At 44.9% G+C, this 13,579-nt stretch carries 10 protein-coding genes; 4 read left to right on the forward strand and 6 right to left on the reverse strand.

What is annotated here, in order from left to right; translation table 11 throughout:
- Positions 1–135 precede the first annotated feature (135 nt).
- A complete protein-coding gene (locus ACK5MF_RS14695) occupies positions 136–666 on the forward strand; it encodes an exonuclease domain-containing protein (protein WP_416923344.1) in 531 nt (176 codons plus the stop codon).
- 132 nt (positions 667–798) lie between these two features.
- Here the strand turns inward: ACK5MF_RS14695 and ACK5MF_RS14700 are convergent, their stop codons facing one another.
- The 4 genes from ACK5MF_RS14700 to glyQ form a co-directional block, all read right to left on the reverse strand.
- Positions 799–2,376 (reverse strand): AMP-binding protein, encoded by a 1,578-nt coding sequence (locus ACK5MF_RS14700; RefSeq protein WP_416923345.1) that lies wholly within the window; start codon positions 2,374–2,376, stop codon positions 799–801.
- A gap of 516 nt (positions 2,377–2,892) precedes the next feature.
- Positions 2,893–4,143: a valine--pyruvate transaminase gene (locus ACK5MF_RS14705; protein ID WP_416923346.1), complete on the reverse strand. Its 1,251-nt coding sequence runs from the start codon at positions 4,141–4,143 to the stop codon at positions 2,893–2,895.
- A 206-nt stretch (positions 4,144–4,349) separates the two neighbouring features.
- Positions 4,350–6,416 carry a glycine--tRNA ligase subunit beta gene (gene glyS, locus ACK5MF_RS14710; protein WP_416923347.1) on the reverse strand — a complete coding sequence of 689 codons (2,067 nt, stop codon included), beginning with the start codon at positions 6,414–6,416 and terminating at the stop codon, positions 4,350–4,352.
- A 1-nt stretch (position 6,417) separates the two neighbouring features.
- Positions 6,418–7,335 carry a glycine--tRNA ligase subunit alpha gene (gene glyQ, locus ACK5MF_RS14715; protein WP_416923348.1) on the reverse strand — a complete coding sequence of 306 codons (918 nt, stop codon included), beginning with the start codon at positions 7,333–7,335 and terminating at the stop codon, positions 6,418–6,420.
- 430 nt (positions 7,336–7,765) lie between these two features.
- Between glyQ and ACK5MF_RS14720 the strand changes: the two genes are divergently transcribed.
- Positions 7,766–8,320, forward strand: a complete 555-nt coding sequence (locus ACK5MF_RS14720) for a TMEM165/GDT1 family protein (RefSeq protein WP_416923349.1) — start codon at positions 7,766–7,768, stop codon at positions 8,318–8,320.
- Positions 8,321–8,437: 117 nt separating this feature from the next.
- Positions 8,438–8,698, forward strand: coding sequence for a hypothetical protein (locus ACK5MF_RS14725; protein ID WP_416923350.1), 261 nt, complete (start codon positions 8,438–8,440; stop codon positions 8,696–8,698).
- 76 nt (positions 8,699–8,774) lie between these two features.
- Here the strand turns inward: ACK5MF_RS14725 and tusA are convergent, their stop codons facing one another.
- Positions 8,775–9,038 (reverse strand): sulfurtransferase TusA, encoded by a 264-nt coding sequence (tusA, locus tag ACK5MF_RS14730; protein WP_416923351.1) that lies wholly within the window; start codon positions 9,036–9,038, stop codon positions 8,775–8,777.
- A gap of 240 nt (positions 9,039–9,278) precedes the next feature.
- Entirely contained in the window at positions 9,279–10,259 is a 981-nt protein-coding gene (locus tag ACK5MF_RS14735) for an MDR family oxidoreductase (RefSeq protein ID WP_416923352.1), read from the reverse strand.
- Between the two features lie 639 nt (positions 10,260–10,898).
- On the opposite strand from ACK5MF_RS14735, the gene katG reads away from it, so the two are divergent.
- Positions 10,899–13,073 carry a catalase/peroxidase HPI gene (gene katG, locus ACK5MF_RS14740; protein WP_416923353.1) on the forward strand — a complete coding sequence of 725 codons (2,175 nt, stop codon included), beginning with the start codon at positions 10,899–10,901 and terminating at the stop codon, positions 13,071–13,073.
- The last annotated feature ends 506 nt before the right edge of the window (positions 13,074–13,579 follow it).

Raw genomic sequence — 13,579 nt, forward strand, 5'->3', positions numbered from 1 at the left:
CGAATGACTGTGCTTAGGATGGCTATGCAGAGCAAAATTGCGTTTTGAACGTCGAGTTTTCACTTTCGTTCAGGTAACATAGCGGCTTTTCAGTTTTAGATTTTCAATTTTAAAAGAAAGGGACTCTATTTAGCAATGAACTATAACCGTGTTGTTTGCTTCGATATGGAAATGTGCTGTTGGAATGAGAACGGAGTGGGCACGACTGGTGAGATCATTGAAATAGGGCTGGCTGAAATTGATTTATCGGCAGGTGAAATCGTAAAACGCGCTCAGTATTACGTTAAACCTGACCATGACGAAATTTCGCTGTTTTGCACAGAGCTAACGGGGATTACACCGAAAAAAATAGAGAAGCAAGGTCGTCCATTGGCTGAAGTACTTAAGTCTATGGTAAAGAATTTTGGTGGTCCGCATAAGATCTATGCTTCTTGGGGACGAGATGACCAAATCCTGCGTAAAGAGTGCCAAGAGAAGGGCATTGAAGTTCCGTTTAATGAGTTCCTCAATCTTGCCACTATTTACCGTATCCAAAATCGTCTTAAAGATAAACGTATTGGACACCGTGCTGCTCAAGAAGGTAGAGGTATTGAGTGGGAAGGTCGCCAGCATTCAGGGTATGTCGATGCCTACAACTTAGCGAAGCTTGCATTAACTATGCTTTGACAAACCCTATCGTTATTCCAGAATTTTCTCATTCCCACGGTCCCCCGTGGGAATGCATACCAAAGCCAAAATAGGCAGTTAATCTGACTTTCTGTTAGTCAAATATGCATTCCCACGCAGGGTGAAGTCTGGTTATTGAGTATTACGCAACTCGCGGCGCAGTACTTTACCAACCGCAGATTTTGGCAGTTGCTGATAGAAAGTAATGCGTTTCGGTACTTTATAGTTGGTTAAGTGCTGGCGGCAGAAGTGAATAATATCCCCTTCGTCTAAAGGTTCGAGCGTGGCGATATGCGCATGCACTAACTCACCAGTCTTCTCGTCATGATCACCGACTACTGCCGCTTCAGTGATGTGCTGGTGTCTGCACAAGATATCTTCCACTTCATTGGGATAGACATTGAAGCCAGAGACGATAATCATATCTTTGAGTCGATCAACAATTTGGATATATCCGTCATCTTTAATTAAGCCCACATCACCCGTTTTAAAGAAGCCATTAATAATCGAATTGTTGGTCTCATCTGGTCGTTGCCAGTAGCCCGGCATGACCTGTGGCCCTTTCACCACCAATTCTCCAACTTCTCCTTGTGCGAGAGGCTTGTTATTGATGTCCCAAACTTGGACTTCGGTTTCAAGTAGTGGAATACCGACGCAACCAACTTGTTCTTTACCAAATTCGTTAAGGGTAATCACTGGTGACGTTTCTGATAATCCCCAACCTTCCGTGATGGTGCACCCTGTTGTTTGGTGCCAGACATGAAACGCTTTGCTGGTCAGCATAGATCCGCCGGAAATCGTGACTTTCAGGTGACTGAAATCGACAGATGAAATCTCTGGATGTCGGCAAAGACCCATAAACAGCGTATTAATGCCGGATAAGCCAGAGAAGCGAACGTTTTTCAACGTATTAACAAAACCATCCATATCACGTGGATTAGGGATGAGAATATTTTGAACCCCAACGCTGAACAGGCTGACCATGTTCACGGTAAACGCGTAGATGTGATAAAGCGGTAGCGGGCAAACAAAGCTGTCTTCACCTTCAATCATCTTCTGTGTGAGACGAATGTTCATCTGGGCTGCATTGGCCATTAGATTGCTATGTGTCAGGCAAGCTCCTTTAGATATACCTGTAGTGCCACCTGTGTACTGGATAACAGCAATATCATCGGCAATCGCACTGTTTTCGGCAACGGCTGGTAGGTGTTTACCTGCGGATATGGCGCGATTAAAGTCGCAGTAGTTGCCGCGATCTTGCTCTTGTTGGGTCAACAGATCTGGCGCGGAGGTAACGATTACATGCTTAATGTTCAGCTCAGATTCGATAGCTTGGTATTTTGGTACTAAGTCTTCCAGAATGATCAGAGCTTTTGCTCCGGAATCACTAAACTGATGTTTCATCTCTCTTGAGGTGTAGAGAGGATTAGTATTGACAATAATCAGCCCTGCTCGTAGTGCGGCATAAGCGGCAATAGGGTACTGAGTTAAGTTCGGTAGCTGAATGGCGATTCGGTCACCCGCTTCTAGTTCACATTCATGGTGCAGCCATTGTGCTAAATAGCGAGATTTTTGTTCAATACCCTCATAAGTCAATGTTTGACCTAAACAATGAAACGCAGGCTTATCGCTATAACGAGAAAATCCATCTTCAAGTAATTGAGCTAGGTTATTGAATTTATTTTGATAATGGTAGGCGTCGTTGATCATGTTCTATCCGTTCCTTTATTGCGTGACGACTACTGCGTAGGGGTAAATATGTGGTTGAAAGTAGCGTCATCTAGGCTGGTTAAATACGTTGAACCGGGACAATCAATTGCCCTCGTTGTTTTAACATGGCATTAACATGACTGAGTCTAACCTACCGAATTTATTTGGCTATAGTCCTGCACGGTATATTGTACGGATTGGTGTCAATTTGTGATAAGCCTCCAATACTCTTGATGTTTTTATCACTTTTTCTGCAATCAGAAGCGATACAAACATTTTGTCTACCAGATAAAAATGTTTATCTGAGGCTTGAAAGAGAGAAAGACGACCTTATATCTATTTGTGAAGCAGGAAATGCCACAGCTGGTGGGCTTTTTTGTGGTTGTTGGATTCGGAGTCGTCATCCCAGAAAATCCGTAGCATTTATCTGGGATCTGATTTCAGCGAGCACTATGGTTAGATTCCAGATATTTCGTTCCGAAATTCTGGAATGACAAATTAAACTCAGGTGTCGAGTTACCCTTCCAAATACGCTTTCTTCACTTCTTCAGCAATCACAGCAATGCCTTTTTGCATTGCTTCGTCATTTTGCACATAGTTCATGCGTAGACATTGATGAGCATGTTCCCACTCTTCCTTCTGACCGATAAAGAAATACTCACCCGGAACAATCAGAACACCGCGATCTTTCAGGCGTTGGTAGAGCTCCATAGTGGTGATTGGCAGTTGATCAAACCATAGCCAGAGGAAAATCGCCCCTTCTGGTTTGTGAATACGAAAACGCGGATCATCAATCGCTTGTTGCAGAAGTTCTACTGCACGCTGAGATTTTTGTTTGTAGAACGGCTTGATCACCTCTTCACTCAGACGCAGTAAGTCGTTCTTTGCAATAATGCGGTGAGCCAGAGCTGGACCTATGCTGCCCGGCGCTAAGCTGATGATGCCGTTCATATTGCTCAGTGCTTCGGTAATTTGCTGATTAGCAATTACGATACCGCAGCGTACACCCGGTAGGCCGAGTTTTGATAGGCTCATGCAGAGAATGGTATTTTCATTCCAGAACGGTGCTACATCTTCAAAGATGATGTTTGGAAACGGTACGCCATAAGCGTTATCCACCAGTAGCGGGATCTTATTGTCACGCGCCAATTGGTCGAGCTTGTGGATCTCTTCCTCGGTTAACACGTTGCCCGTCGGGTTGGTTGGGCGGGAGACACAAATAGCCGCAACAGAATCATCGATTTTGAGTTGCTCAAAATCGACATGGTATTTGAATAGACCGTTATCCAGCAGTTCAATTCCCGGGCGATAAGAGACAAAAATGTCTTCATCGATGCCCGCATCGCCATAACCAATGTATTCCGGTGCCAGAGGCAACAAAATCTTCTTAAAACTGCCGTCGGGTTGTCTGCCCGCAAACAGATTGAACAGATAGAAAAAGCCACTTTGGCTACCGTTGGTTAAGCTGATGTTCTTTTCACTGACATTCCAACCATAAGTGTCTCGGAATAGTTTCGCCAAAGCTTTAATAAAAACATCTTTACCTTGAGGACCATCATAGTTGGTCATCCCCGCCAGTAATGAGCCATCTGCCAGCATCTCTTCGGTTGTCAGTCGGAAATAATCGAGCATTTCTGGAATGGCGGCAGGGTTTCCGCCACCAAGCATGATGGCACCCGGAGTGCGCAGACCATCATTAAGATCATCCATTAATTGGGTGATACCGGAATATCGATTAAATTTCTCGCCAAAAGTTGAAAACTGCATTGCTGACTACCTGGATAGCTATGTTTATTTGAATGAGGCTGGCGGATAGAATCTCCACCGTTAAGAATATCTTCTGACCATACCGCAATGTTTTTGAGAGACAAAGCACTATTTAGGGGCAAATTGGCGATATATAAAAAAAGCGGCTCAACTCCGATGAGTAAAGCCGCTTTCTGTCGTTTAGCTACTTAAACTGAAACGCTTTATCACTTTTGTAGTAGTGAAATATCCGCTATTTGCAGGAACAAGTTACGTAGGTTGTTAAGCAGCGTTAAGCGGTTTTTCTTCAACGCTTCATCATCTGCCATGACCATTACGTTATCAAAGAACGCATCCACAGGCTCACGCAGCGCAGCAAGTTGGCTCAATGCTTGTTGGTAGTTACCGGTTGCAAATGCAGGCTCTAACGCTTCTGTGAGTACTTCAACGTTTTCCGCCAGAGCTTTCTCGGCATCTTCCTGCAGAAGAGACAGTTCAATCTCCGTTGGCAGTTCGCCTTCGAATTTCGCCAGAATGTTACCCACACGTTTGTTTGCTGCTGCCAGTGATTCTGCTGCATCCAACTCACGGAAGTGAGAAACCGCTTTAACACGTTGGTCAAAGTCGGCTGGTTTGGTTGGGCGACGAGCCAGTACGGCTTGGATGATGTCTACACTGAAACCTTCATCTTGGTACCAGGCACGGAAACGACCGAGCATAAATTCAATCACATCTTGCTCAACACTTTCGTTAGTGAGACGGGCACCAAACAGTGATTTCGCTTTCGCGACAAGGTCGACTAAATCTAGGTTGTAACCGTATTCGACGATGATACGCAGAACACCCAGTGATGCGCGGCGTAGTGCAAATGGGTCACTGCCTTTTGGTGCTTGGCCAATACCGAAGATACCGACGATAGTGTCCAACTTATCCGCCATAGCAACCGCTGCTGACACACCGTTGGTTGGTAGGCTGTCGCCAGCGAAACGAGGCATGTATTGCTCGTTAAGTGCTACGGCAACTTCTTCAGCTTCACCATCATGACGCGCGTAGTGCATGCCCATAACACCTTGAGTATCGGTAAACTCGAATACCATGGATGTCATTAGGTCACACTTCGCTAGCAGACCAGCACGTTTTGATTTTTCAACATCCGCACCGATTTGCTCAGCAATGTAGCCAGCAAGTTCAGTGATACGGTCTGTTTTGTCTTTGATGGTGCCCAGTTGTTGCTGGAAGATTGCTGTTTCAAGTTGAGGAAGGCGATCAACCAGCTTGCTCTTACGGTCAGTGTTGAAGAAAAATTCGGCATCAGCCAGACGTGGACGAACCACTTTCTCGTTACCTTCAATAACATGACGAGGCTCTTTAGACTCGATGTTAGAGACGAAGATAAAGTTAGGCAGCAGTTTCTTATCTGCGTCATACACAGGGAAGTACTTCTGGTCGCCTTTCATGGTGTAAACCAAAGCTTCTGAAGGTACTTTGAGGAACTTTTCTTCAAACTTAGCGGTAAGCACTACAGGCCATTCAACCAGTGAAGTCACTTCTTCTACCAGATCATCTTCCAAGTCTGCAACACCACCCACTTGTTGTGCGGCTTTTTGTGCATCCGCAATAATGGTGGCTTTACGAGCATCGTAATCTGCGATGACTTTACCGCGCTCTTCCAGTATTGCTGGGTATTGAGATGCAGAATCGATAGTAAATTCTGCTTCACCCATGAAACGGTGACCACGGAGTGTACGAGCAGAACTTACACCAAGGATTTCACCTTCGATAAGTTCATCACCAAACAGAATGGTGAGCGTTTTAACTGGGCGGATAAATTGAGTTTCTTTATCACCCCAACGCATTGGTTTGGCGATAGGCAGGTTAGCCAATGCTTTTGCTGCCAGTTCAACCACCACCGCTTTTGCTTGTTGGCCTTTCACTTCTTGTTTGTAAAGCAGCCATTCACCTTGGTCTGTTTTTAGACGATCGGCTTGTGCAACCGTGATGCCGTTACCACGAGCCCAGCCTTCAGCCGCTTTAGTCGGCTTGCCGTCTGCATCAAAAGCAACCGCAATTGCAGGACCCCGTTTTTCAACCACTTTATCCGCTTGACCTTCAGCAAGGTTAGCGACTTTAAGAGCCAAACGACGTGGCGTTGCAAACCATTTGATGCCTTCATGAGCAAGGTCTGCGGCTTTCAGTTCCGCTGCAAAGTTTGCCGCAAATGCTTCCGCTAGCGTGCGAAGTTGCTTTGGTGGTAACTCTTCAGTACCGAGTTCAATTAGAAATTCTTTTGCCATCTTATTTGTCCTCACCCTTTTTACACATAGGGAAGCCCAAAGCTTCACGAGATGCGTAGTACGCTTCTGCAACCGATTTAGTTAGGTTACGAATACGTAGGATGTAACGCTGACGCTCTGTTACTGAGATTGCTTTACGTGCATCTAGTAGGTTGAATGAGTGAGCCGCTTTTAGAATGCGCTCATAAGCGGGCAGCGGAAGAGGCTTTTCTAGCTCAAGCAGGTGTTTACACTCTTTTTCGCACTGGTCGAAGAAGGTGAAGAGGAAATCCACATCGGCGTGTTCGAAGTTGTAAGTGGATTGCTCAACTTCGTTTTGGTGGTAGATGTCGCCATAGGTCACTTTGCCTAATGGGCCATCGGTCCATACCAAGTCATACACAGAATCCACGCCCTGAATGTACATCGCCAGACGTTCGATACCGTAAGTGATCTCACCGGTAACAGGTTTACACTCTAGACCACCCACTTGTTGGAAGTAAGTAAACTGAGTGACTTCCATACCGTTTAGCCACACTTCCCAACCAAGACCCCAAGCACCCAGTGTTGGGTTTTCCCAGTTATCTTCCACGAAACGGATGTCGTGTACTTGTGGGTCAACGCCAAGCACTTTCAGAGAACCTAAGTACAGTTCTTGAATGTTGTCTGGTGACGGTTTAATGATCACCTGGAACTGGTAGTAGTGCTGAAGGCGGTTAGGGTTTTCACCGTAACGGCCATCAGTTGGACGGCGTGAAGGTTGAACGTACGCTGTAGCGATTGGCTCTGGACCAAGAGCTCGTAAGCACGTCATTGGGTGAGATGTACCTGCGCCCACTTCCATATCTAATGGTTGAACAATGGTACAGCCTTGTTGGGCCCAATAATCCTGCAGCGCGAGGATCATACCCTGAAAGGTTTTGATATCGTATTTTTGCATAGTCAGGTTCGCGCGATTCTTCTGTCTGAATTGATAAAAAATAACGATCAAGTATACCCAGTTATTCCCTGACAAAGTAGTGCCAATATTGCCTATTTATTGACGGAAACTTTCTTTTAGGCGAGTTTTTATCGTTTATTCGCCGTTATGGTTTAAAGAGAAAGGCTTAAATGCAAGCGTAGGGGGAATTTGGGGTTGAGATTGATAACGATGCTGTATAGAATTCCGCCTGTCTTTGGGGAGTAGCTTATCGGCGCTGTGACAAACAGTACCGATTCGTTCGTCAACATAATTGGTGCAAAATCACCATGGCGTCCGAGACTCGAAGCCCTTCGAGTTTAGCAAGACCTTAGACAAACACCGCGAACTTGGGTAGGGCGTGAGGTTTGTCTTTGGTTTATATAATAATCCCTACCCTAATGAGTAGGTCGTGAGCGTTTTAGCTATTTCAATTACCACCGTCGCCTTAGCCGAAATCGGTGATAAAACCCAATTATTGTCTCTTCTGTTAGCCAGTCGTTACCGCAAACCGGTGCCGATTATTGCTGCTATTTTTCTCGCCACTGTGGTTAACCATGCTCTTGCTGCATGGTTAGGGGTTGTGGTTGCCGATTATTTATCTCCTGAAATCCTTAAATGGGTGGTGGTGGTCAGTTTCTTAGCCATGGCTGGCTGGGTGTTGATTCCAGATAAGCTTGATGATGACGAGGAAATCTCAAATCGCGGGCCTTTTATTGCAAGTTTTATCGCGTTCTTTGTTGCTGAAATTGGCGACAAAACTCAGATTGCAACGTCTATCCTTGGTGCTCAATTTGCTGACGCATTAACTATGGTTGTTCTGGGTACCACGATTGGTATGCTGGTGGCGAACGTACCTGTAGTGCTGATTGGCAAACTGTCGGCGGATAAGCTTCCGTTAGGTCTTATTCGCAAAGTCACCGCACTGCTGTTCTTGGCGTTAGCGGCAGGAACAGCATTCCTATAAGTTATTTTATGGCAATTATTGCTTAATTATTAAGCGATAATGAGCCCTCTGACATATTTGTGTCACACCTGTCATGCTAGTGTAATAGTGACTGTTTTCGAAAAAGAGGGCTCGTTTATGTTGTCACGATACATGGGGATGAGCGTTAAAAGTCAGGCTTATTTGTTTACGTTTGGCTTTGCATTAACTTTGCTGGGAATGTCGTTAACTGAAATGTGGCTACCTATGGTTGCCGGGGCGATCATTATGGTGGGCTTGACGGTTGAAGCTTGGATTCGCGTTTCTCACATCATTCCACTGCATAACGAAATTCGCGCGTTGCAAAAGCAAGTTAATAGTCTGCAAGTTGAGCTGCGCTCAGTAGAAAATCAAGATTAAGCCAAAGGCTGCCATGATATTCGTTGATAAAGATGAATGTATTATGGCAGCCTTTGTTTGTTTCCGTTTTCGCTTTTTATTCCAAACCTTTCTTAATCAGATACTGGTAAGGCGGCTCGTCGGTTTTTGATAACAATAACTGGTGGTCCATAAAGCGACAGAAACTCGGAATATCTCGCGTCGTCGAAGGATCATCCGCTTTTACCAGCAGCACTTCACCATCCTGCATAGTACGAATTGTCTTTCTGACCATCATTACAGGCTCAGGGCAGCGTAATCCTTCTGCTTCCAGTATTTTATCTGCATTGATGTTATCGGAAATTTCTCGCTTGAAACTCATAGTAAACCTAACGGATGTCACATTTAGAGGCTAGATAATACTGTTGGAGAAAAAATATTCAATATTCACTTGTTAAACGAAACAACTTGGTTTAATTTAATTAACAATTTGATAACAATATCTCATTCCGACACTATCCCCAGTTTTCTTGGGCTTCCCCGCTGAAAGGCGGGATTTTTTTATCGGTAGAAAAGCGATTTGTAACAAGATAAGGCTCTTAGAGCCTTATCTACTGACAAGTTACAGCTTAATAACGACACGACCAGTTACTTGACCGTTTGTTATGTCTTCTGCGTATTTCGGCGCTTGTGCCAAATCGATCTCTGTACACGCTTGTTCGAAGTAACTTGCTGGTAGTAGTTCAGCCAATTTTTCCCAAGCAGCAACACGTTCTTCAAACGGGCAGCTTACTGAATCCACACCTTGTAGACGAACGTTGCGCAGAATAAATGGCATTACCGTAGTTGGAAGGTCAAAGCCACCAGCAAGCCCACAAGCAGCAACCGCACTGTTGTAATCCATTTGCGCTAACACTTTTGCTAATACCTTGCTGCCAACAGTATCAACAGCACCCGCCCAAACTTGTTTCTCTAGTGGGCGGGCAGGCTCTTCAAACTCACAGCGGTCGATAATTTGGCTAGCACCTAATTTTTCAAGTAATGGACCGTTAGTCTCTACTCGACCAGTTACGGCTGCTACTTTGTAGCCTAGTTGTGCCAGTAAGGTAACAGCAACAGAGCCAACACCACCGCTGGCACCTGTAACAAGAATAGTACCGTCTTCGGGTTTAATGTTCGCATCTAACAATGCTTGTACACATAACATTGCCGTAAAACCTGCCGTACCCACCATCATGGCTTGTTTTGCCGAAAAACCTTGAGGAAGAGGCACTAACCAGTCTGCTTTAAGACGAGCTTTTTCTGCCATGCCACCCCAATGATTCTCACCAACTCCCCAGCCAGTCAGAACGACGGCATCGCCTTCTTTATAGCGAGCGTCTTCAGAGCTGATGACTTTGCCTGCCAGATCAATACCCGGAACCATAGGGAAGTTGCGGATTATTTTTCCTTTACCTGTAATGGCAAGGCCGTCTTTGTAGTTCAGTGAGGAGTAATCAACAGCAACAAGCACATCACCTTGCGGAAGCTGTGATTCATCAAGCTGTTCAATTGTTGCAATCGTTTGTTTTTCTTCTTGGTTTAGAGTTAAAGCCTGAAACATAGAGTTCCTCCACGAGTGATTTATCTTTATTGACTACAGTTTAGCCTTGATAGTTTGATGAATTAAATGAAACTTTAGCATTAGTTTTATGCATAACATGCATACTAATTGCGGGTATATAGTTTTAAGTAGTGAGTCCAGTCTGGGGGCGCAAGTAAGTAACATTAATCCTACTGCTGAAGTTGAATTTATGTTTACCTTTGTTATTTAAAAGTACGCTATTCAGTTTTGCGAGAGTGGGCTTTTTCTTGTTTATTTGTAGGATTTATTTCTATCGGCTATGAGCCCCATTTTTTTGCCGCGGAAGGGCAAGTGATTATTAAGATCACCCGCTCCAAAAAAAACGCATTTCTTCTCTGTGTTTTATTTAATAGTTTGTTGTTTTTATTGGTTTTTTCTTTGTTTTTTTGGCGAAATTAACCCTGAAAAACTCAACCTAATATATTCATGTTTTTGATAGTTTTTTCTTATTAGTTTAATCGGTGTAAATAATGTGATTGTTTTTCAAACTCTACATATAATTAGTTTGAAATTAGTAGAACATCTATATGCTCATTTATTAAAAGAGAACTATTGTCACCTAAATATATTATTTGGATATGACCAATTGATAACTTTCTGTTAATTAAGGATAACCCTATGAATAAAGAAAATAACTCCGCAGGAAAGTGCCCAGTGATGCATGGCGGTATGACATCAACGGGTTCTACAGTCATGGACTGGTGGCCAAACGCACTAAATCTGGACATCCTTCATCAACACGATAAGAAAACCAACCCACTTGGTGAAGACTTTAATTACCGAGAAGAACTTAAAAAGCTTGATGTAGAAGGTTTGAAAAAAGACCTAACCGCATTAATGACAGACAGCCAAGAATGGTGGCCAGCAGACTGGGGGCACTATGGCGGTTTGATGATTCGTATGGCTTGGCACTCTGCTGGTAGCTACCGTACTGCGGATGGTCGCGGTGGTGCTTCTACCGGTAACCAGCGTTTTGCACCTCTAAACTCATGGCCAGATAACGCGAACTTAGATAAAGCTCGTCGTCTGTTATGGCCAATAAAAAGAAAATACGGCAACAAAATTAGTTGGGCTGACTTGATTATTCTTGCCGGTAACGTCGCGTATGAATCAATGGGACTGAAAACCTTTGGTTTTGCCTTCGGTCGTCAAGATATCTGGCATCCAGAGAAAGATATTTACTGGGGCTCTGAAAAAGAGTGGTTGTCGAAAAGTGGTGGTGAAGGTAGCCGTTACTCTGGTGAACGTGACCTAGAAAACCCTCTGGCAGCAGTAATGATGGGCTTAATTTACGTCAACCCAGAAGGTGTGGATGGTAATCCTGACCCACTGAAAACAGCAGCGGATATGCGTGTAACCTTTGCTCGCATGGCAATGAACGATGAAGAAACGGTAGCACTAACCGCAGGTGGTCACACTGTCGGTAAAGCTCACGGTAACGGCAAAGCTGAAAACCTAGGCCCAGATCCAGAAGCGGCTGACATTGAAGAGCAAGGTCTTGGCTGGAACAACCATAAATCTCGTGGTATTGGTCGCAATACGGTAACCAGCGGTATAGAAGGTGCTTGGACAACTCATCCAACGCAGTGGGACAACGGTTTCTTCAAGATGCTGTTAGAGCACGAGTGGAAACTGACTAAGAGCCCAGCAGGTGCATGGCAATACGAGCCAGTAGACATCGCTGAACAAGACAAACCAGTCGATGTTGAAGACCCATCAATCCGTTATAATCCAATGATGACGGATGCGGACATGGCACTGAAAGTGGACCCAGAATACCGTAAGATTTCTGAGCGCTTCCACCAGGATCCAGCGTACTTTAATGAAGTGTTTGCTCGTGCTTGGTTTAAGTTAACTCACCGTGATTTAGGTCCAAAAGCAAACTACGTTGGTCCAGAAGCACCAGCAGAAGATTTGATTTGGCAAGACCCTATTCCAGCAGGCGTAACTGGTTACGATGTTGAAGCGGTAAAAGCAAAAATCGCAGCGACGGGTTTAACTGTATCAGAGTTGGTTGCTACTGCATGGGATAGTGCACGTACCTTCCGTAATTCAGACCTACGTGGTGGTGCAAACGGGGCTCGTATTCGCCTTGCTCCACAAAACGCATGGCAAGGTAACGAACCAGAGCGTCTAGCTCGAGTGCTTGCGGAATTAACTAAGATTGCACAAGAGTTTGCTATCAGCATTGCCGATACGATTGTTCTTGCCGGTAACGTGGGTATCGAGAAAGCGGTGAAAGCCGCAGGGTATGACTTCAAAGTACCATTTGCAGCTGGTCGTGGTGATGCAACCGCAGAACAAACCGATGCAGAGTCATTTGATGTGCTGGAGCCTGTCGCCGACGGTTTCCGTAACTGGCAGAAGAAACATTACACAGTGACACCTGAAGAGATGTTGCTAGACCGTGCTCAATTGCTTGGTTTGACTGCGCCAGAGATGACTGTGCTTATCGGTGGTATGCGTGTGCTAGGTACTAACCATGGCGGCAGCAAACACGGTGTGTTTACCGATCGCGTTGGTACTTTGACTAACGATTTCTTCGTTAACCTAACCGACATGGCATTTACCTGGAAACCAACGGGGCGCAACTCCTACGATATCTGTGACCGTAAGACTGGCGAAGCGAAGTTCACTGCAACTCGAGCTGACCTAGTGTTTGGTTCTAACTCTATCTTGCGCTCATACGCGGAAGTGTATGCTCAAGATGACAACCAAGAGAAGTTCGTCAAAGACTTCATCGCTGCTTGGACCAAAGTGATGAACGCAGACCGTTTTGATCTGAAAAAGTAAGACTTAGAAATCTAAGTGTCATTAAAGCTCCTGCCATTGGTGTAATGCCAATCAGTTAAGAGAATCCTCGTTCCCATGCTCTGAAGTGACCCCCAATAGTTGGACAACCAATTATTGGGGGTCTTTTATTTATGTCCAAATACAGTCGCGAGTTACAGTACACAGTAGCTAACAAGTATCTTGATGGCTCCACTCCGCGAGAGCTCGCTGAAAAATAGTCTGTCCCAACAAAACATGGTCGTTATTGGGCTCATGTTTTCACTATGCATGGTTCAAATTCATTTTTAATTGATGGCCATTCTCTTAGTGCGGAAGCTAAGCTGGAAGCGTTGCAATTATTGTGGACAAAGGGCTGGTCTGTCCGACACACTAGCGCGGTGTGAAACCTCTCTTTCCCTACGACGTTCACGAGTGGGCTCCGAAATTATGAAAAGCCCGGTATTATTGGGTTGGAGAAACAGAAAAGAGCGATTATTCCAATGAAGACCTCCCCGCAAACGCCACCC

The organism is Vibrio sp., assembly GCF_047973365.1.
Classification (GTDB): Bacteria; Pseudomonadota; Gammaproteobacteria; order Enterobacterales; family Vibrionaceae; genus Vibrio.

Coding starts and splice junctions, on each gene's coding strand:
- ACK5MF_RS14735 (WP_416923352.1), bottom strand. CDS start 10,259: ATGTTTCAGGCTTTAACTCTAAACCAAGAAGAAAAACAAACGATTGCA.
- katG (WP_416923353.1), top strand. CDS start 10,899: ATGAATAAAGAAAATAACTCCGCAGGAAAGTGCCCAGTGATGCATGGC.
- glyQ (WP_416923348.1), bottom strand. CDS start 7,335: ATGCAAAAATACGATATCAAAACCTTTCAGGGTATGATCCTCGCGCTG.
- ACK5MF_RS14700 (WP_416923345.1), bottom strand. CDS start 2,376: ATGATCAACGACGCCTACCATTATCAAAATAAATTCAATAACCTAGCT.
- tusA (WP_416923351.1), bottom strand. CDS start 9,038: ATGAGTTTCAAGCGAGAAATTTCCGATAACATCAATGCAGATAAAATA.
- glyS (WP_416923347.1), bottom strand. CDS start 6,416: ATGGCAAAAGAATTTCTAATTGAACTCGGTACTGAAGAGTTACCACCA.
- ACK5MF_RS14705 (WP_416923346.1), bottom strand. CDS start 4,143: ATGCAGTTTTCAACTTTTGGCGAGAAATTTAATCGATATTCCGGTATC.
- ACK5MF_RS14695 (WP_416923344.1), top strand. CDS start 136: ATGAACTATAACCGTGTTGTTTGCTTCGATATGGAAATGTGCTGTTGG.
- ACK5MF_RS14725 (WP_416923350.1), top strand. CDS start 8,438: ATGTTGTCACGATACATGGGGATGAGCGTTAAAAGTCAGGCTTATTTG.